The following is a 21,553-nucleotide window of genomic DNA, read 5'->3' as shown; positions in this document are numbered from 1 at the left end:
ATCACCACTGATAACCAACACCCACGGCCACTCCCACCTGGCGCTGCGAGTCGGTAGAGCCCTGCAACTTGGTCAGCCACCGCCCATTGCTGGACAAATGTGAAACACCAAAGGCGACCGACGCTTGACCGCGATAGGTACTGGCAGCCACCGTCGTCATGCTCGCGCCCGGTGAGTACGATTGCGGCATGCTGGCCATTGCCATTGCACCGGCAATCCCCGCGCTGAGAATGTCGTCCTGCTTCTTGAGGTCATTTTTCAGCTCCGAATAACGCTGGTCGGTGTAGGCATTGGCGCTGTCGGTAATGCCCGCCACGCTCTTGGTCAACTGGTCGTAGTTCACTGCATCCGTGCCACTGGTGCCTGCCGCCACGTTGGTGATCTGGCGCTCATTGCCCACGCTGCCGACCGATACGCTGTTCTCGCGATCAGCGACCGTATTGGCACCCAATGCCGTGGCGTTCCTGGCCGAAGCCTTGGCCCCGTTACCCAAGGCGACCGAGTTTTCCCCGCTGGCCTGAGCCTTGGTGCCGACCGCCGCGCTGTTTCTGCCCGACGCCACCGCCCCCGTACCCCCGGCGATCGAATCGACGCCAGTGGCTTTCGGTTTGGCGGCGGCGCTGCTGTTGTTCACCTGGAACATGCCGTCGGTGCCGTTCTTGATGTTGGAGACATCGCCCTCGACGGTGCTGATGCGGACTCCCTGCTGAGCTGCATTGCCACCGAGATCGGCAATCGAGTCATCCGTGTACTGTTTGGACTCGGCGACTGCACCGTCGAGTTGGCGTACGTTGACCGCATCGTTGGCGTCCTTGCCGTCGGCGACGTTGCTGACGGTCCGGGTTTCACCGGTCGCCACATTGCCCACCGACACCGTGCCCGAGGTCTGGTTGTTCTCCCCCGAATACTTGCCGTTGTAGGTCTCCGCACCGCGCCCCTCATCGCTGGAACCACTGCCCAACGCCACGCTGCCGTCAGCGGAAGCCTTGGCGGCGTCGCCCACCGCCACCGAGCCGTTACCCGACGCCAGGGCTCTGGAACCTAAGGCCATCGAGTTGCTACCCGTGGCAGCGGAGTCGGCGCCGGTGGAGTTGACGTGCAAATACTTGATGCCGCCTCCGGAGCCGATAAGGTTCTCGAGGCCACCGACCCGACCGTCAAGGTTGGTGATATCCGAAGTGTTTTGATCCACTTGATCACCGACCCACTTCAGTTGCGCCACGTTGACCGCGTCGTTGTCCTGCGTACCTGCCGCCACCCCGGTGAGCTTGCGATTGCCCAGTGCCGTGCCGAAGCCGATCTCGCCGACCGACGTCTGCGGTGCTGCCAATCGATAGGCGCTGTAATTCGTCTCGGCCCCGACCGTGGTCACCGAGCTCGAGCCCAGCGCCACACTCATGGCGTGACTCGCATTGGCACCGGCACCCAGCGCGACCGATTGCTCCGCCGAAGCCTGGGCCGCGCTGCCCATGGCGATACCGGAAGCCAGCAACACCTGCGTATTACGGCCGATGGCAATGCCACCCGCAGCGGCCAGACCGACAGTGGCCTGATTGCCGATACCAATGCCGTTGTCACCGTTGACCACGGTGGCCGGACCTACCGCAACCGACTCGGCACCGCTGGCGAGTGAGTCCGTAGGGTTCGCCGAGTTCGCATGGAAATATTGAGTACCGGTCGAACTCAAGGAGCCCATCGCTCCGGTCAATTGACGCAGGTTCACGGCATCATGGGCTTCGGTGGCATCCGCTACGTTGGTGATCTGCCGGTAGCTACCGGCCTTGCCCACCGACACGGAGCCGAGCAAGGTGGCATCCGAGGTGTCATAGATGATCGCCCCGCTGCCGACCGGGATGGTGCCAGTGGTCGGTGCCAGGGCACGGTCCGCGACCGAGCCTTCGCCCAATGCGATACCACCCGCTACCTGAACCTGACTCTGACGCCCCAGTGCCACACCACCATCAGCGGCCGCATTGGCGCCCGAGCCGGCAGCAAACGAATTGACGCCTGAGGCGGTGGACGCGGGGCCGATGGCGACGCTGTCCAGGCCGGTCGCGCTGCTGTCGGCGAGAACCGAGTTGCTGTGGAAATACTTGATGCCGGTGCCGTTGTTGACGATGTTGTCGACGGTTTGGTTGGTCGCGAACAACTGCGAGCCGTTTACTGCATCGGTGCTGGTGCTGTTCAGGTTGCCGGCCGCGACGTTGGTCAACTTGACCGCGGTGCCTGCCGGGTTGAAGGTCACTTGAGTCTTGGTGCTGACGTCGTCGTATTTCACGGCCACGGCGGCGGTGTTGGTCAGGCTGGTATTGAAATTGCTCAATGCTGCGCCGACGTTGTTGCTGGCCAACGGACCGGTGTTGGTGCCGTTGACGCTGATGCTGTTGGTGGAATAGCTCGGTGCCGTCCATGTCCCTGTGGTTGCATCGACTGCCGCTCCCCCGCCCAGGGCGGTCGCTGTGTCCTGCCCCACTTTATTCAGTTGGCCTACGTTGACGGCGTCCGTCGCACTGGCGCCGGCGGCCAGTCCGGTAAGGCGACGGCCATCTGCTCCATTGGCGATGTTTACTTCGCCCCCCGTCGCCGCACCACCGACACCATAAGCTGCGTTAGCCAGCGTGGCGCCAGTGGCCGATGAGTTCGAACCAAGCGCCACGCCGTTGGCCACGGTTGCACTCGCAGTCGGGCCGATGGCTACGCTGTCGAGGCCGGTTGCGGTGCTGTCGGCGAGGACCGAATTGCTGTGGAAATATTTGATGCCGGCGCCGTTGTTGACGAGGCCATCGACGGTCTGGTTGGTCGCAAACAGCTGCGAGCCGTTCACCGCATCGGTGCTGGTGCCGTTCAAGGCACCAGCTGCGATGTTGGTCAACTTCACCGCGGTTCCTGCCGGGTTGAAGGTCACCTGAGTCTTGGTGCTGGCGTCGTCGTATTTCACGGCGACGGCAGCGGTGTTGGTCAGGCTGGTGTTGAGGTTGGTCAATGCCGCGCCGACGTTGTTGCTGGCCAACGGCCCGGTGTTGGTGCCGTTGACGCTGATGCTGTTGGTGGAATAACTCGGTGCCGTCCAAGTGCCCGCGGTCGCATCAAGTGCAGCGCCGCCGCCCAGGGCCGTCGCCGTGTCCTGCCCCACTTTATTCAGTTGGCTGACATTGACCGCATCAGTCGCGCTGGAGCCTGCGGCCAGTCCGGTAAGGCGACGGCCATCTGCTCCATTGGCGATGTTTACTTCGCCCCCCGTCGCCGCACCGCCGACACCATAAGCGGCGTTAGCCAGGGTCGTGCCCGTTGCCGATGAGCCAGAACCCAAGGCAACGCTGTTGTCGACGCTGGTCGTTGCGCCATTGCCCAGCGCAACACTATTGGCACCACCGGAAACCGCCGCTGGCCCCATTGCCACACTGTCCTGCCCGGTCGCGGAGCTGTCAGCGAGGACCGAATTGCTGTGGAAATACTTGATGCCCGCGCCGTTGTTGACGAGGCCATCGACCGTCTGGTTGGTCGCAAAAAGCTGCGAGCCGTTCACCGCGTCGGTACTGGTGCCGTTCAAGGCACCGGCTGCGATGTTGGTCAACTTCACCGCGGTTCCTGCCGGGTTGAAGGTCACCTGAGTCTTGGTGCTGGCGTCGTCGTATTTCACGGCGACGGCAGCGGTGTTGGTCAGGCTGGTGTTGAGGTTGGTCAATGCCGCGCCGACGTTGTTGCTGGCCAACGGCCCGGTGTTGGTGCCGTTGACGCTGATGCTGTTGGTGGAATAACTCGGTGCCGTCCAAGTGCCCGCGGTCGCATCAAGTGCAGCGCCGCCGCCCAGGGCCGTCGCCGTGTCCTGCCCCACTTTATTCAGTTGGCTGACATTGACCGCATCAGTCGCGCTGGAGCCTGCGGCCAGTCCGGTAAGGCGACGGCCATCTGCTCCATTGGCGATGTTTACTTCGCCCCCCGTCGCCGCACCGCCGACACCATAAGCGGCGTTAGCCAGCGTGGCGCCTGTGGCTGATGAGTTCGAGCCGAGCGCCACACCATTGGCCACGGTCGCACTCGCCGTTGGACCGATGGCCACGCTGTCGACGCCGGTCGCAGTGCTGTCAGCGAGGATCGAATTGCTGTGGAAATACTTGATGCCCGCGCCGTTGTTGACGAGGCCATCGACGGTCTGGTTGGTCGCAAAAAGCTGCGAACCGTTCACCGCGTCGGTGCTGGTGGCGTTCAAGGCACCAGCACTCAGGTTGGTGATTTTCACCCCGCCGGCCGGTGCGCCGACCCCTCCAGTTGCCCCCAAGGTGATCGCGTTGCCGCCGACCGCATCGTATTTCACCGCGATGTTGGCGGTGTTAACCGTGTCGGTGTTCAGTGCCGTCAATGCATCCGCTACGCTGGTTTGCGCAGTGGCTGCCCCGACCGCACCGGTGGTGCTGATTGCGTTGATCGGCAGACTGAAGCCAGTCAGACCTGTGGCCGGCGAGTAAGTGGCGCCGCCGCCCAGGGTGCTGGCCGAGGTGTTGCCTAAAGTTGTGGTTTGGGTGCCCAGGTTATTGACGGCCGTATCGGTGGCAAACAGTTGGCTGCCATTCACTGCATCAGTGCTGGTGGCGTTCAAGGCACCGGCACTCAGGTTGGTGATTTTCACCCCGCCGGCCGGTGCGCCTGCACCGCCAGTCGCCCCCAGGGTGATGGCGTTTCCGCCGACCGCATCGTATTTCACCGCGATGTTGGCGGTGTTGACCGTGTCGGTGTTCAGTGCCGTCAATGCATCCGCTACGCTGGTTTGCGCAGTGGCTGCCCCGACCGCACCGGTGGTGCTGATCGCGTTGATCGGCAGACTGAAGCCAGTGAGACCTGTGGCCGGCGAGTAAGTGGTGCCGCCGCCCAGGGTGCTGGCCGAGGTATTGCCCAACGTTGTGGTCTGGGTCCCCAGGTTATTGACGGCCGTATCGGTGGCAAACAGCTGCGAACCATTCACCGCATCGGTGCTGGTGGCGTTCAAGGCACCAGCGCTGAGGTTGGTGATTTTCACTCCGCCGGCCGGTGCGCCTGCTCCGCCGGTCGCCCCCAGGGTGATGGCATTGCCGCCGACCGCATCATATTTCACCGCGATATTGGCGGTGTTGACCGTGTCGGTGTTCAGTGCCGTCAATGCATCCGCTACGCTGGCTTGCGCAGTGGCTGCCCCGACCGCACCGGTGGTGCTGATCGCGTTGATCGGCAGACTGAAGCCAGTCAAACCCGTGGCTGGCGAGTAAGTGACGCCGCCGCCCAGGGTGCTGGCCGAAGTGTTGCCCAGCGTAGTGGTCTGGGTTCCCAGATTGTTGACGGCCGTTTCGGTGGCAAACAGCTGCGAGCCATTGACTGCATCAGTGCTGGTGGCGTTCAAGGCACCGGCGCTGAGGTTAGTGATTTTCACCCCGCCGGCCGGTGCACCGGCACCGCCGGTCGCCCCCAGGGTGATGGCGTTGCCGCCGACCGCATCGTATTTGACGGCGATATTGGCCGTGTTATCAACGTTGGTGTTGAGCGCTGTCAGGGCAGCGGCAACTGTTGTCTGCGCTGTAGGCCCAGCCACTGCACCGGTCGCGCTGATACTGTTGATCGGCTGACTGAAGCCGGTGATATTGCCGGTCGCCGGACTATAGGTCGCGCCGCCGCCCAACGTGCTGGCGGTTGTTGTGCCCACGTTGTTGACGCCGGTGACGACCGAATTCAGCTGAGAGCCGTTAATAGCATCGGTGCTGGTGGCAGAAATCACGCCTGCCGCAACGTTCTGGATTTGGCGCTCAGTACCTGCCGCACCCACCGACACCACACCGTTGGTCGAAGCCGCTGCTTGCACGCCCGCTGCAGTAGCACCAAATTGCGCAGTAGTGCCGGTATGCGGAGCAGCTGTCGTTGACTTCGAACCTAACGCCACATCGTTGGTATTGTTAGCCACTGCGGTATCGCCCAGCGCCACGGCGCCTGCTGCAGCCGCACTGCTGGCATTACCCAGTGCCACCGAACCTTGGCCGATCGCGCTATTGGCATTGCCGATGGCAACCGCGCCATTGGCAGCGACCGTACCGGCCAGATTGCCTGCCGCCGTATTGTCCGCACCCATCGTCACCGCGCCGGTACCGTTCGATACGTTCGGATCACCGATCGCAACTGCGCCGTTACCTGTGGCTTTCTGTGCGCGTCCGATTGCCACTGCACCGCCGGCAGCGGTGCTGGAATTAGCAGTGGTGCCGGACGAACCGATCGCAACGTTCTGGCCGGTTGCGCCACTGGTGATCCCGTCGCCCTGTGCAATACCGAAAGTGCCATTGACTGTGGCGCCATTGCCAACGGCTATACCTGATGTAGCAGTCGAGACGACAGATGACCCGCTGCCGACTGCAATTGCATTCGTCGCAGCCGCTTGCGCGCCCACAGCGTTCGCAACGCCCGCAGCAGGGTACCCGCCGATTGCAATAGCTCCAGCTGCGGAAGTCTTACTCAAAGTGCCAATGGCGATGCTGTAGTTGGATGCGGTGACTTGCGCGCCCAGAGCGGTAGCCTGTATTCCTGCCTTACTCAGATAGCCAACCGCGGTGGCGTAGCTTCCAGTCGCGACCAAACCTGTGCCGGACAAGGTTGCGCCGACGAAGGTAGCTGCGTTGCTGTCACAACCGTAAAGCATCGAAGTATTTCCACTCCCATCCCCAAAAGTTCGAGTTTGGGTGGTACCGTCTACACCCGTATAGTTAGCGGTACCGCCGGCGCAGCCTGCTCCGCCAGATGGAGGGTTGTATGAGGCATGTCCCGTTAACGGCAGCACCACGATTAACGCCGCCACTAAACTTTTCAGCAAAAAACCGTTCCCGAGAGAAGCCCAATATGCTGAATCCCCCGACGAAATGCCCCCGCCGGCAGCGCACCTGGATCCCGATCCCTTGCCTTTGGCCGCAGCCAACTCGGAAGCAACTACCCAGCAACACATTGACGTGTTCCAGACAACAGAAAATATTTTATTCATCAATGTATTGGCGTCGAGCCAACCTCCGAAACTGCGTCATCCATGGCGTGATGACGTCCGCTTTTAATTCAATCCTTGATATATAAACCCCCGCCTTTTATAACGACGCACGACCCTGAAAACGACAAGAATCAGCACTTCGTCTTATTTAAAAAACAGGGTCCACCCAGGAACTACGAGACTCTATTGTCTCGACTCACCCAGCGAATTAAGTTAGGAAATTTCCTGCTGCTTGTAGGAAATTTCCTGCTTAATCGATATCAAAAAACCAAACAAAAGCTGACAAGGCGAAAACTTTACAAGATCGTTCAATTACTTACAGATCAACTCAGAGCAGTCATTGACTTAAGCTCCAGCCAATTCAATAAATCCGCCGCCATCATTGGTCGCGCGCACAAATAGCCCTGCCCTTGAGTACACCCAAGTTGCAGCAATACCTGACGTTCTTCTTCAGTTTCGATGCCTTCGATCACCACCGTCATGCCCAACGCCTGGCCCAGCGCCAGGGTGCTGCTGATAACGGCGCGGCAACGCGGCTCTTGCTTGAGCCCGCGAACGAATTCAGCGTCGAGTTTGATTTCGTTAAACGGCAACTGACACAAGCGCTGCAGCGATGAAAACCCCGCGCCGAAATCATCGATCGACAGATCACACCCCATCATTCGCAGGCGCACCAGGTTTTCCAGGCTGGTCGAAGGCGCTTCGATCAATCCCGTTTCGGTCAGTTCGAATGTCAGCCCTGAACCGGGCAATTCGTGAACGCAGAGCATCGTCTTGATCCGACCCGCGAGTTCGGCATTGGCCAGTTGCGCAGCCTGCAGATTGAAGGCGACGTTCAGGGCGAATCCCTGATTGAGTGCCTGACGCTGGAGCCTCAACCCTTGATCCAGCTGAAAGAACAGCAAGTCATCCATCCACCCGCATCGCTCGATAACCGGCAGGAACACGGAGGGCGGCAATACACCTTTGAATGGGTGGTGCCAACGGGCCAAGGCTTCGACACTGCACACTTCACTGGTCAACAGATTGAATTTTGGCTGAAAGTAAGTCTGCAACTGCTGGTCGCTGAATGCGCGGCGCACCTCTTCTTCCGTGGCCAGCACCGCCACTGGTGGCACGACCGGTGCGTCCAAAGGTGAGCCCAGCATGCTGGCCGCCATCGAGCGATGGAAGGCGTTGTCGCCAAATACCGGAACGCGTAACGGGAGCATGGGCATGGGAGCGGCTCACTCTTAAAGGGATGAGCCAATTGTCCGCGCCAGACCTGTGGGTATCTCTAGGAAACTTCCTTCTGAGTGTAGGAAATTTCCCAAGGTGATGATTTGGAGTATTCCGACAGAGCGCTGGTGGATTGTTTGCTCCTTGCGAAATTTCCTACAGACAGGTCACAGCTTCCATCACTAATGTTTAACGCAAGTTCAATTCGGGTATCGGCCCACTTCCCCAAGACAGAGTCCGACGTGATGAAAGAGCGAAAGCAACTACGGATCTTACTCAGGCGACACGAAGAAAACCTTAAGTTATTAACCGCGCACAGCGAATCCTGGCGAGGCGAAGATCGCGACAGAGGCGCCGCAACCCTCCAGAACCTGACACGACAAATGGAAAGACTGTTGCAGCAACTTAACAAGCGACAGGGGTGCAAACTTGCTGAGTGATCCCGCGCATGACTAACGCAAGTATTAACTTAATAGAAACGTTTAAACCATGAATACCCCAGCACTTCCCCCACAAAAAACCTCACACGAAAACCCATTGGAGTGTGCAGTGAGTGACGAGATCAAACTTCACCCGCGCGAAATCATTGCTGCCGACCTTGAAAAGTATAAAGAGCAGTTTTTTGCAGCCGGGAAAACCATCCAGGACATTCCCACCGGCCATAGCGGGGTCCATTCAGTACGGCATGTCACTGGCCATCACAAGACGCAACAAGTCGTCCGCACAAAACTCGCACGAGCACTGCGCGAGCATGCTGAAGCCGGGCGCACGCTCAAGGAGGCGGCCAGAACCATGAGGATGAAAATCGATAAAGCGCGAGTGATCGCCAGAGAGGACGGGATCGTTTTCAACGTCGAATAACCAATGCCGGGCGTGGATCTACATTGCCGGATCACCGATGCGCTGCTCCAGCGTTTGCGCCAACCGTTCCATCGCTTGCTGCAACGCGTCCACGGCCTCTGTCAGCACAGCGGAGTCCGTCCCCATGCAGGCGGCTTCCAACTGCTCGCAGCACTGGATCAAACGGCTCGCCTTGACGATTCGGGCGCCGCCCTTGACCCGATGGGCAAGATCGGAAAGCCCCGACAGGTCATGCTCGCCAAACAGTTTGATCAGCCGCAACATGTCCTCTTCGTTGCTGGAGCCCAGATCGCCAAGCAAACTCTGGATCGCGGCGCCATCGCCACGCGTCAGTTGCTGCAAGCTGGCCAGATCGATGTCGTCTTCAATTTCATCCACCTTTGAGCCAACCGGCAATGACTCAGCGCGAGGTTGAACCGAGGCGAGTCGGGCACTCAGGTCCCCGAGACTGATCGGTTTGAAGAGGCAATCGTCCATGCCCTCTGCCAGACAGCGGTCTTTTTCATCCGGTTGGGCATTGGCAGTGAATCCCAGGATCAGGCAAGGAACGGCCCCCGAGGACCTTTCTTCATCACGAATCGCCCGGGTCAGCTCATAACCGTTCATGACGGGCATGTTGCAGTCGGTGATGACCACATCGAAGTAGCCGTTGCGCCAGGCACGCAGGCCATGGGCACCGTCTTCCGCGTCGCTGACGGCGTGACCGAGGTAGCTCAATTGCTGGGAGAGCAGCAAACGGTTGGCCGGGTAATCGTCGATCACCAGGATGTTGAGCACCCCCGCCTGAGACACCAGTTCGGACGCCGGCAACTCGGCAGCGGGCATGGGTTTCAAGACAATAAGGTCAAGGCAGATATCCACCTGCGTGCCCTTGCCCGGCACGCTGGTCAGGTGCAATTGCCCCTGCATCATTTCACACAGGGTACGGCTGATGACCAGGCCCAGCCCCGAACCGCCCCGCGCCGACTGGTGATGATTGCTGGCCTGACCGAAAGGGCTGAACAACTGCTCTTGATCCTTGGCGGAGATACCAATGCCGGTATCCTTGACTTGCACATGAAGCGCCAGACACTCGCCGCCCGCGCCGGGCACGGCCTGCACGCTCAAAAGGACCTCGCCTTCATCGGTGAACTTGATCGCGTTGCTCAGCAGGTTCGAAAGAATCTGTTTGAAGCGCAACGGGTCGATCAGGACATCGCAACTGGCCTTGAGGTCGAAATCCAGCAACAACCGCAGGCCTTTCTGCCGCGCCACGCCTTCGAACATCCGCACCACTGATTCGACCAGTTCACGCAGGTTGGCCCGTGCAGGGGCCAGGGACAGGCGGCCGGATTCAATGCGCGCAATATCGAGAATGTCGCCGATCAGGTCCAGCAGTCCCCGTGCCGCGCCAGCGGCGACCTCAATAGCGAACCGGTCCATGACGCCTTGGTCGGCCCTCTTCATCGCCAGTTCGAGCATGCCGATCACGGCATTCATCGGGGTGCGGATTTCATGACTCATGGTGGCCAGGAAGGTGGTTTTCGCCCGGTTGGCGTCATCGGCACTTTTCTTGGCGTTCTGCAATTCTTCGAACAATCGCTGGCGGTCACTGATATCGATCCAGCCGGCGATGATACCGGCGACCACGCCATCACTGGTGTGATACGGCAACATCCAGTGATACACCGTGTGGACCTCACCGTCTTTGTGGGTGTAGGTCCGATCCTGTATCCATCGCGTCCCCTCCTCCATCACCCTCACGTACTCGGCCTGAAAGGTCTGGGCATCGGAAGGTCCGACCAGGATGCTGTCGGTAATCTGCTGGCCCATCACCGTCTCGCGGGGAACGCCCAGCACGTCCAGGTACGCAGAATTGCAACTCACCAGCCGCCCCAGACGGTCACGGACGTAAATCGGATGAGGCGTGCCATCGATCAGGACGCGCATGAACTCCATCTGATCGTTGAGCGCCAACTCGGCCTTTTCGCGTTTACACATCAGCTGGCGCAAGTAAATGATCCAGCCCACGGCCACCATCAACAACAGCGCAAACAGGACAAACCCCTGAATGATCGCTGAGCGATGGTGCAGCCAGCTGCCATTATCGATCACCACGTCGTGGTGCCAGCGGCCCGTCAAGTCATCCAGTTCTTCTGGAGGAATGCTTCGCAGGGCCTTGTCCAGGATTGAATACAGTTCCAGCGCCCCACGATCGGTCGCGAAGCCAGTCTGGACCAACTGTGAACCGGCGATGCCGGCCACGCGCAGTCGGTCGCGGTATTCGCGCAAGATCAAGTAACGCCCGTTGATCAGCGAATTGATGGCACCGTCCGCCTCCCCTTTGGCCACCAACGCCATGGCCTCGGCCGCAGTGGTTGTCTTGATCAGTTGTATGCCGGGGAATGTCTGGGTGATGAAATCAAGTAGTGCATTGCCACGCCTGATGGCCATTTTTTTGCCGACCATGGCCTCCAGTCTTTCGGGGCTGCCCGACTCGTCCCGAGTGACCAGCACAAACGGATTGGTCAAATAAGGGCGGGTGAACCGCAGCTGGCTTTCGCGTTCGGGACTGGGAATGAACGACGCAATCAGATCGGCTTCACCGCTTCTGATTTTCTCAATCAATGGGTTCATCGAATCGCCGCGCAGCACATCGAATTTCAAACCGGTGCGCTGGCTGATCTTGGCCAGGACCTCGGCACTGATCCCCCGGAACTCACCCTGTTCATCGAAGAAAGAAACAGGAGCGAGGCTGTCGTTGACGGCCACGGTCAGGCGCGGATGCTTTTTCAGCCACCGTTGTTCGGCCCCGCTGAGCTGAAGTGGATGCAGGCCGGTCATGCTCATGTCGCCCGCACTCCAACGGCGCAGAATCGTCATGCGATCCGTGGTGGGGATCGCCGCCAACGCTGCATTGATGATGTACAGCAATCGACCGCTGCTCTGGTTGACGGCGAAAGAGAAATGCGTGGTGAACACGCCCGGCAACGTTGCCAGGCGGACGTCATTGAGGAAGTGTTTGCTGACCAGATAGTGGGAACTGATGAGATCACCCAGGAAGGCATCCGCCTGACCAAACGCCACGGCACCGATAGCGCCTTGGGCCGAAGGGTACAGCTGCAGCTCGGCCTTGGGATAAGCGGTACTGATCTTGTCTGATGGCTGATAGTGGTCAAGCATGGCCAGGCGACTGTCGGCCAGGTCTGGCGTCAACACCGGGTCGACGCCACTGCGAGTGACCAGCACCGACGGGGCGTCTACATAGTCACTGGTCAGCGCCAACGCCGGATCTTGCGCATCGCAACCATTGGCAGTGCCCACCAGATCCAGCTCACCGCGCTTGAGTGCCTGGATCACCTCGGCCCGAGAGTCGTAACGACGAACCTCGATCTTGATGTTCAATATTGCCGCCAGCAGCTCGGCGTAATCCGCCGTGATCCCCTCGTAATCCTGGCCATTGGTGACGATGTCGAAGGGTGGATAGCCCGGCGCGGACACGCCCAGGCGCAATGAGCTCTTGCTGCGCAACCAACGCCAGTCGGCGTCATCCAGAGGGACGGCATAATGCTCGCCATTCGAACGGCCGAAGAGATTGAGGGATTGCACCTGGGCCTGTACGGTCGAAATACCTCCCAACAGGCCGAGCAAAAGCACCGCAAGCAGATAGTTACGCATGAGCATTTTCATTCAGATCAGACTGTTACGCTTGGCGAAGTCCGCAAGACACACAACCGGATTCACGTTGTTTTTTGGGTTTCAGGCCCTGACAGTTGCCCGGGTGAACGGATGCCGATTGTCCGGGCTTCGTTGAGTATCCATGGGAAATTTCTTTCTGAATGTAGGAAATTTCCCAAGGGCAGCGCTCGTTCCTGTGCAGCGTTACCGCCGAGATCTACAGAGCCGGATCGACCAGGCGCCGCTCGAGCGTTTGCGCCAAGCGCTCCATCGCTTGCAGCAACGCATCCACCGCCTCGGTCAAGTTGGCAGAGTCCGCTCCCAGACAGGCGTCCTCCAACTGCTCGCAGCACTGGATCAAACTGCATGCCTTGACGATTCGTGCCCCCCCCTTGACCCGATGGGCCAGGCTGGAAAGCCCCGACAGGTCATGGGCGCTGAACAGTTTGATCAGCCGCAACATGTCCTCTTCGTTACTGGCGGCCAGATCGCCAAGCAAACGGTCGATGGCGCTGTGATCACCATGCGTCAATTGCTGCAGGCTACTGAGGTCGATGTCGCCTTCAATCTCGTACACCCTCCCGCCAGCCGGCCGTGACCCGGTGCCGGGCTGGACCGAGGCGAGTCGGGCACTCAGGTCCCCAAGACTGATCGGTTTGAAGAGGCAATCGTCCATGCCCTCTGCCAGGCAGCGGTCTTTTTCATCCGGCTGGGCATTGGCGGTAAACCCCAGGATCAGACAAGGCTTGGTGCCCGAAGCCTTTTCCTCATCACGAATGGCTCGCGTCAGCTCATAGCCGTTCATGACGGGCATGTTGCAGTCGGTAATCACCACATCGAAGTGGCCGTTGCGCCAGGCACGCAGGCCATGGGCACCGTCTTCGGCGTCGCTGACGCCGTGGCCGAGGTAGCTCAATTGCTGGGAGAGCAGCAACCGGTTGGCCGGATAGTCGTCGATCACCAGAATATTGAGCATCCCCGCCTGAGACACCGGTTCTGCCGTCGGCAACTCGGCAGCGGGCAAGGGTTCCAGGATGAGCAAGTTGAGGTGGATATCAATTTGCGTGCCTTTGCCCAGAACGGCGGTCAGGTGCAATTGCCCCTGCATCATTTCACACAGGGTACGGCAGATGACCAGGCCCAACCCCGAACTTCCTCGCGCCGACTGGTGATGATTGCTGGCCTGACCGAAAGGGCTGAACAACTGCTCTTGATCCTTGGCGGAGATACCAATGCCGGTATCCTTTACTTGTACATGAATCGCCAGCCGCTCGCCGCACACGCTGGGCGCTGCCTTCACGCTCAAACCCACCTCGCCTTCATCGGTGAACTTGATCGCATTGCTCAGCAGGTTGGAAAGAATCTGTTTGAAGCGCAGCGGATCGATCAGGACATCGCAACAAGCCTTGAGGTCAAAATCCAGCGACAGCCGCAGGCCTTTCTGCCGTGCCGCCCCTTCGAACATCCGCACCACCGATTCGACCAGCTCACGCAGGTTGGCCCGTTCCGGGGACAGCGACAGGCGGCCGGATTCAATGCGGGCGATATCGAGAATGTCGCCGATCAGCTCCAGCAACCCCCGTGCCGCACCAGAGGCGACTTCGATGGCGAACCGGTCCATGACACCTTGATCAGCCTTCATCATCGCCAGTTCGAGCATGCCGATCACCGCGTTCAGCGGCGTGCGGATTTCATGGCTCATGGTGGCCAGAAAGGTGGTTTTCGCCCGGTTGGCGTCATCGGCACTTTTCTTGGCATTCTGCAATTGATCGAACAGCAGCTGGCGTTCGCTGATATCGATCCAGCCGGCAATAATGCCGGTGACCACGCCATCGCTGGTGCGATACGGCAACATCCAGTGATAAACCGTGTGTACCGAGCCGTCTTTGCGGGTGATGGCGCGATCCTGGATCCATCGCGTACCCTCCTCCATCACCTGCATGTATTCGTCATGATAGATCTGAGCGTCGGCATGACTGAGCAGTACGCTGTCGGTAATCTGCTTGCCCATTACCGTCTCGCGTGAGACGCCCACCACGTCCAGGTAAGCAGTGTTACAACTCACCAGACGCCCCTGTCGATCACGGACATAAATCGGGTGAGGCGTGCCGTCGATCAGGACGCGCATGAATTCCATTTGATCGTTGAGCGCCAACTCGGCCTTTTCGTGTTTGGACATCAACTGGCGCAAGTAAATGATCCAGCCCACGGCCACCAGCAACAACAGCGCGAACAGGACAAAACCCTGGATAATCGCTGTGCGATTGTGCCGCCAGTTGACATTATCGATCACCACGTCGTGGTGCCACCGGCTCGTCAATTCATCCAGTTCTTCCGGGGGAATGCTTTGCAGGGCTTTGTCCAGGATCGAATACAGTTCCAACGCCCCGCGATCGGTGGCGAAGCCGATTTGCGCCGACAACAAGCCGACGATACTGGCCATGCGCAAGCGGTCACGGTAGTCGCGCATGATCAAGTAATGCCCATTGATCAGCGCGTTGATGGCACCGTCCGCCTCCCCCTTGGCCACTAACGCCATCGCATCGGCTGAAGCCGGTGTCTGTATCAACTGAATGCCCGGATATTGTTGGCGGATGAAATCATGCAGCGCATTGCCGCGCCGAAGTGCCAGTTTTTTGCCAGCCATGTCCTCCAGTCTTTCGGGGCTGCCCGACTCGTCCCGAGTGACCAGAACAAACGGGTTGGTCAAATAAGGGCGGGTGAGACGCAGCTCGCTTGCTCGTTCGGTACTGGGATTGAACGCCGCTATCAGATCGGCGTTTCCCTTTTTGATCAGCTTGATCATGTCGTCCGTCGAGCTGGCGCGCAGCACATTGAATTTCAAACCGGTACGCTGGCTGACCTTCGCCAGGACCTCGGCACCGATGCCCCGGAACTCCCCTTGCCCATCGAAAAACGATATGGGCGCGAAGCTATCGTTGACGGCCACCGTCAGGCGCGGATGTTTTTCCAGCCAGCGTTGTTCAGCCGCACTGAACTGAAGCGGATTAAGGCCGGTAATGCTCATGTCACCGGCGCTCCAACGGCGCAGGATTGTCATGCGATCGGTGATGGGAATCACCGCCAAGGCGGCATTGACGATGTGCAGCAAACGAAGATTGCCCGGGTGTACGGCAAAGGAAAACTGCGTTGCATACACGCCTGGCAACGTCGTCAGCCGGACGTCGTTGAGGAAGTGTTTGTTAACCAGATAGTGGGTGCTGATGAGATCGCCCACGTAGGCATCCGCCTGACCAAACGCTACCGCACCGATTGCGTTCCGGGCCGAGGGGTAAAGCTGCAGCTGCGCCTTGGGATAGGCCCCACTGACGGCGTCCATCGGCTGAAAGTGGTCAAGCATGGCCAGGCGACTGTCCGCCAGGTCGGGCTTCAACACCTGGCCAGGGCCACGGCGGGTCACCAGCGCGGACGGGGCCTGGGCATAGGCACTGGACAGCGCCAACGCCGGATCTGCCGCATCGAAGCTGTTGGCAGTGCCCACCAGGTCCAGCTCACCGCGCTTGAGTGCCTGGATCACCTCGGCGCGGGAGTCGTAACGACGCACCTCGATCTTGATGTGCAACAGGGTGGCCAACAGCGCGGCATAATCAGCCGTGATCCCCTCGTAATCCTGGCCATTGGTGATGATGTCGAAGGGCACATAGTCCGGCGCGGACACGCCCAGGCTCAGTGAGTTCTTGTTGCGCAACCAACGCCAGTCAGTCTCGTCCAGGACAACGGCGTAGTTCTCGCCATTCGAACGGCCGAAGAGATTCAGGGATTGCACCTCGGCCTGTGCTGTCGAAATACCTCCCAACTGACCGAGTAGAAGTACGGAAAACAGGCAGTTGAGCAGAAGACTGTTCATTCAGACCAGATTATTGCGCTTGGCAAAGTCGGCCAGATACACCACCGATTTAACGTTGAGTTTTTCGATCAGGCGGGTTTTATACGTACTGACGGTCTTGTTGCTTAACAACATGGCATCGCCGATTTCCTTGTTGCTCAGGCCTCGGGCAAGTTGCTGCAAAATAATCAGTTCACGATCGGACAGTTCGCGGATCATTTCCATCTCCGTGCAATCGACATCACATCGCCGCACCGAATGGCCCACCAGGTTGGGGAAGTAGGTGTAACTGGCCATGAGCGCCTTGATCGCTTTGCTCAGTTCGCTCAAATCATCGGTTTTCGAGATATAACCGGCAGCGCCCGCCTTCATGCAGCGCATGGCATAGAAGGACGCCGGCTGGGCGGTCAATACCAGGATCTTGCTCGACAGTTTCAGTGCGCGGATCCGGCTGATGACTTCCAGTCCGTCCAGGCCAGGCATGGCGATATCCAGCAGAATAAGTGCCGGGGTATGTTGACGCGCCATTTGCACGGCGTCGACGCCATTGTCGGCCTCGAAAATGACTTCGAATTGCTCACGTTCAAGCAGCACTTTTACAGCCGCCCGGATGAACGGATGATCGTCGACCACCAACGCTTTATGCATAAAAACCTCTCAGCAAGACAAACCGGAAAATACCGGCGACTCAAAGAGTCATGCATACAAAGATTATGGTACAGATTACCCGCAAGTGTGGTTCCCAGCACTCAAAGACAGGGCCGGCTTATCGAAAGCGTCCAGATTTAGCGATCGTTGTTTTCAAGTGGGTAATTGGGGGTTATGCAATCAGGGGCTGAACCGCTGGGCGTTCACGCAAAAGATCGATCAGATAAGGGTCGAGAAACCGCCGCAAGCCGTTTGCTGGAGGTCTAGCCAATGCAACAAATCCGCGCCCGGCATCGGCCTTGCACACCAATAGCCTTGCCCTTGCGTACACCCCAGTTCCAGCAACGCTCGTCGTTGTTCCTCGGTTTCTATTCCTTCCACTACCACCGCCATGCCTAACGCATCGCCCAGCGCCAGGGTGCTGCTGATAACGGCGCGGCAACGCGGTTCGTGCAGCACGCCCCGAACGAACCCGGCATCGAGTTTGATTTCGTTGAAAGGCAACTGACACAGCCGCTGCAGCGACGAAAACCCCGCGCCAAAATCATCGATCGACAGGCCGCAGCCCATCATCCGAAGGCACGTCAATCGTTCCAGACTGGCGGGCGGTACTTCGAGCAGTCCCGTTTCAGTCAGTTCAAACGTCAGCCCTGAACCGGGCAAACCATGAATATCCAGGACCTTACGGATCCTGGGTATGAGATGGGCATTGGCGAGTTGCGAGACTTGCAGATTGAAGGCGACATTCAGCGAAACGCCCTGTTCAAGTGCCTGGCGCTGGAGGTTCAGGCCTTGTTCCAGTTGCATGAAAAGCAGTTCATCGAGCAAACCACACTGCTCGATGACCGGAATGAACACAGAGGGCGGCAGGACGCCTTTGAAAGGATGACGCCAGCGCGCCAGGGTTTCGATGCTGCAAACCTCACCCGTCAGCAGATCGAACTTGGGTTGGAACCAAGTCTGCAATTGTCGCTGGACAAATGCCTGACGCACGTCTTCTTCATGGATCAATGCTGTCACTGGCGGCGAGACGGGTATGTCGAAAGATTTGCTCTTGTGTTTTTCAAGCAATGCCTGCAATGGACGCATGGGTGAATATTCATTGAAGTCACCCAGCAGGACCATCCCCAATGGCGAAACGATCTGTCTCACCGCCCGAAGCACTTCTGCCGGCAGTGGACTGCAGATGATGATCGCCCCCATCAGGCCCGATCGGCCGACACTCTGCAGCAGCTCCAGGTTATTCACCCCCTCGAAACGCAGGTCGCACAGCGTGATATCCACCGGCCCCACCTGCTCGACAATCGCCAGGGCCTGTACCCAATCAGCCACTTCGAATATCTCCTGGCAATCTGGCTGCGAACGCATTTTGCCCGAGATCAATCGCTGAAAGTGGGGGGCACCAAGAACGAGGATACGTATCGGACGCATGGGCATTGGCAGGGGCTCACAATCGAAGATGTGAACTCATTGTCGGGACTTGGCCTAGGCGGATCTTTAGGAAATTTCTGCCTGTACGTAGGATTTTTCCGACAATCACTCTGCAACCACAGTCGGCGGCTGAACATCAGCACACCTGTGCAACTCGAGCGTTTGTGCCAATTGCTCCATGGTTTGCTGCAAGGCATCGACCGCTTCCGTCAACAATGCAGACTCACCCCCCATGCAGACCGCTTCCAACTGCTCGCAACAGACGATCAGGCCGTATGCCTTGATGATTCGCGCTCCACCCTTGACCCTGTGCGCCAGATCGGAAAGCCCTGGCAAGTCATGCTCGCCAAACAGCCTGATCAGACGCAACATATCCTCTTCGTTACTCACGGCCAGATCGCCAAGCAAATGGTCGATGGCGCAGGGATCTCCGCAGGTCAGTTGCTGCAAGCTGCTCAGATCGATGGCGCTGCCTGTCTCGAAAAGCATCCCGCCACGCGATAATGGCTCGGTGCAGGGTTGTATCGAGGCCAGTCGAGAACTCAAGTCCGCAAGGCTGATGGGTTTGAACAGGCAATCGTCCATCCCTTCTGCCAGGCAACGGTCCTTTTCCTCAGGCTGGGCGTTGGCGGTGAATCCCAGGATCAGGCAAGGCTTGGCGTCAGACGATTTTTCCAGATCGCGAATCGCCCGCGTCAGTTCATAGCCGTTCATCACCGGCATGTTGCAATCGGTAATCACCACATCGAAGTTACCGTTGCGCCAGGCACGCAAGCCATGGGCTCCGTCTTCGGCGTCACTGACCCCATGACCGAGGTAGGTCAATTGCTGGGACAGCAACAAACGGTTGGCCGGATAATCGTCGATCACCAGAATGTTTAGCACCCACTCCTGAGCATTCAGTTCGGTCACAGACACCGTGGCAACGGGCAAGGGTTGCAAAACGAGCAGATCGAGCGAGATATCAATCTGCGTGCCTTCGCCTGGCGCACTGCTGAGGTGCAACTGCCCTTTCATCATTTCACACAGGGTACGGCTGATGGACAATCCAAGCCCCGAACCTCCGCGCGCCGACTGGTGATTATTGCGGGCCTGAGTGAACGGACTGAACAGCTGCTCCTGATCCTGTGCGCAAATACCGATTCCGGAATCCTTGATCTGCACATGAATCACCAGGCGCTCATCACAGTTGCCTGGCGCGGCTTGCACGCTCAAGTGCACGCTGCCCTCGTCGGTAAACTTGATTGCGTTGCTCAGTAAATTGGAAAGAATCTGTTTGAAGCGCAACGGATCGATCAGCACATCGCGGCTGGCCTGCGGGTCGAAATCCAGCAGCAGACGCAGCCCTTTTTGCCGCGCCACGCCCTCGAACATGCGGGTCACTGATTCCACCAACTCGCGCAAACCCGCGCGTTCCGGTGCCAGGAAAAGGCGTCCGGATTCAATTCGCGCAATATCGAGAATGTCGCCAATCAGGTCCAGCAATCCACGCGCTGCGCCGGATGCGACTTCGATGGCAAAACGGTCCATGATGCCTTTGTCAGCCTTCTTCATCGCCAACTCGAGCATGCCGATCACGGCATTCATCGGAGTGCGGATTTCATGGCTCATGGTCGCCAGGAAGGTGGTTTTCGCCCGATTGGCGTCATCCGCACCTTTCTTGGCATTCTGCAATTCATCGAACAAGCGCTGGCGTTCGCTGATATCGATCCAGCCGCCTATCATGCCCTTAACCGCGCCATCGCTTGAGCGATAGGGCAGGATCCAGTGGTAAACCGTATGGACGACCCCGGTTCGTCTTCTCAGGACCCGATCCTGAATCGCCCGGGAGCCTTCATCCATTACCCTCAGGTACTCTTTATGAATGGCCACGGTGTCGGCATAAAACAAATGCGGGCTGTCGGTGATTTTTTTGCCGATCATCTTCTCGAGACTGGCCCCCACCACATCAAGGTAGACCGAGTTGCAACTCACCAGCCGCCCTTCGCGGTCACGGACATAGATCGGGTGCGGCGTGCCATCGATCATGGCGCGCATGAATTCCATCTGGTCGTTGAGCGCCAACTCGGCCTTTTCGCGGGTCACGATCAATCGACGCAGGTAAATGATCCAGCCCACGGCCGCCAGCAATAACAGCCCGAAGAGAATAAAACCCGGAACGACGACAGACCGGCCATGCAGCCAGATGCCCTCATCCACGACCGCGTCTTTGTGCCAATGCCCGCTCAAGGCCTGCAATTCTTGCGCGGGAATGTTTTGCAGGGCTTTATCCAGAATCGAATACAGCTCCACGGCCTTGCGGTCGGTCGCGAAACCTACCTTGACTGACAGCAGACCGAAGGTACTGGCCATGGCCTCCGGTGCTCCCGGGCTGGCCGACTCGACTTGATTCACAAGCACATTCGGGTCGGTCAAGTAAGCGCGGGTCACCCGCAGCTCTGCGTCCTTTTCAGCGCTGGCGTTGAACGCTGCTATCAGATCGGCGTCGCCCTGCTTGATCTGTCTGATCAGCTCGCCCATCGAATGACCGCGCACCACATCGAACTTCAATCCGGTGCGCTGACTGATTTTAGTCAGAACTTCGGCGCTGATCCCTCGGTACACACCCCAAGAGTCAAAGAAAGACACGGGGACGAGGCTATCGTAAACGGCCACTTTCAATCGAGGGTGTTTTACCAACCAACGTCGTTCGGCCGCACTGAGACCCAGCGCTGAAATGTCCGGTTGCAGTGGACTCGTGGTGCGCAGCCAGTGCACGTCCGATTCCTGCGAACCAACGATGTAGCGTTCATCACTTGAGTGAATGGCCAGTTTGAGGGTTTGCGCACCGCCATGGGCCGACGACACACTTCCCAACTGACCGAGAACAAAAACTGCAAGCAGGTAGTTACGCAGAGGCATTC

8 protein-coding genes and 1 pseudogene are annotated in these 21,553 nt (G+C 58.8%); 1 reads left to right on the top strand and 8 read right to left on the bottom strand.

Going from position 1 to position 21,553, the window contains the following annotated elements:
- Position 1: 1 nt before the first annotated feature.
- From FBY01_RS32135 to FBY01_RS19125, 3 genes and pseudogenes are all read right to left on the bottom strand, one after another.
- The gene (locus FBY01_RS32135) at positions 2–6,181 is read right to left on the bottom strand and encodes a YadA-like family protein (RefSeq protein WP_306092899.1); all 6,180 of its coding nucleotides are present in this window, start codon (positions 6,179–6,181) and stop codon (positions 2–4) included.
- A 699-nt stretch (positions 6,182–6,880) separates the two neighbouring features.
- A pseudogene (locus FBY01_RS32260) lies at positions 6,881–6,988 on the bottom strand (ESPR domain-containing protein); the annotation flags it as partial.
- Positions 6,989–7,311: 323 nt separating this feature from the next.
- Positions 7,312–8,205, bottom strand: coding sequence for an EAL domain-containing protein (locus tag FBY01_RS19125; RefSeq protein ID WP_145309029.1), 894 nt, complete (start codon positions 8,203–8,205; stop codon positions 7,312–7,314).
- A gap of 550 nt (positions 8,206–8,755) precedes the next feature.
- Between FBY01_RS19125 and FBY01_RS19120 the strand changes: the two genes are divergently transcribed.
- A complete protein-coding gene (locus tag FBY01_RS19120; protein ID WP_145309027.1) occupies positions 8,756–9,067 on the top strand; it encodes a hypothetical protein in 312 nt (103 codons plus the stop codon).
- A gap of 18 nt (positions 9,068–9,085) precedes the next feature.
- On the opposite strand, the gene FBY01_RS19115 is transcribed toward FBY01_RS19120, so the two are convergent.
- From FBY01_RS19115 to FBY01_RS19095, 5 genes are all read right to left on the bottom strand, one after another.
- Complete coding sequence (locus FBY01_RS19115) at positions 9,086–12,724, bottom strand: transporter substrate-binding domain-containing protein (protein ID WP_256664430.1); 3,639 nt, start codon at positions 12,722–12,724, stop codon at positions 9,086–9,088.
- Positions 12,725–12,941: 217 nt separating this feature from the next.
- Positions 12,942–16,592: a transporter substrate-binding domain-containing protein gene (locus FBY01_RS19110; RefSeq protein ID WP_145309023.1), complete on the bottom strand. Its 3,651-nt coding sequence runs from the start codon at positions 16,590–16,592 to the stop codon at positions 12,942–12,944.
- Positions 16,593–17,219 (bottom strand): response regulator transcription factor, encoded by a 627-nt coding sequence (locus FBY01_RS19105; protein WP_145309021.1) that lies wholly within the window; start codon positions 17,217–17,219, stop codon positions 16,593–16,595. It abuts the gene before it with no gap.
- 219 nt (positions 17,220–17,438) lie between these two features.
- On the bottom strand, positions 17,439–18,551 hold the full coding sequence (locus tag FBY01_RS19100) for an EAL domain-containing protein (RefSeq protein ID WP_256664429.1): 1,113 nt from the start codon (positions 18,549–18,551) through the stop codon (positions 17,439–17,441).
- 204 nt (positions 18,552–18,755) lie between these two features.
- Positions 18,756–21,551 (bottom strand): ATP-binding protein, encoded by a 2,796-nt coding sequence (locus FBY01_RS19095; RefSeq protein ID WP_256664428.1) that lies wholly within the window; start codon positions 21,549–21,551, stop codon positions 18,756–18,758.
- Between the last annotated feature and the right edge of the window lie 2 nt (positions 21,552–21,553).

This window comes from Pseudomonas sp. SJZ077, assembly GCF_007993905.1.
Lineage (GTDB): Bacteria > Pseudomonadota > Gammaproteobacteria > Pseudomonadales > Pseudomonadaceae > Aquipseudomonas > Aquipseudomonas mandelii.
This window is presented reverse-complemented; position numbering and strand designations above follow the sequence as displayed.

What these genes read in the sequence shown, in the direction of transcription:
- FBY01_RS19125 (WP_145309029.1), bottom strand. Translation starts at nt 8,205, where the DNA reads ATGCCCATGCTCCCGTTACGCGTTCCGGTATTTGGCGACAACGCCTTC.
- FBY01_RS19115 (WP_256664430.1), bottom strand. Translation starts at nt 12,724, where the DNA reads ATGCGTAACTATCTGCTTGCGGTGCTTTTGCTCGGCCTGTTGGGAGGT.
- FBY01_RS19110 (WP_145309023.1), bottom strand. Translation starts at nt 16,592, where the DNA reads ATGAACAGTCTTCTGCTCAACTGCCTGTTTTCCGTACTTCTACTCGGT.
- FBY01_RS19105 (WP_145309021.1), bottom strand. Translation starts at nt 17,219, where the DNA reads ATGCATAAAGCGTTGGTGGTCGACGATCATCCGTTCATCCGGGCGGCT.
- FBY01_RS19095 (WP_256664428.1), bottom strand. Translation starts at nt 21,551, where the DNA reads ATGCCTCTGCGTAACTACCTGCTTGCAGTTTTTGTTCTCGGTCAGTTG.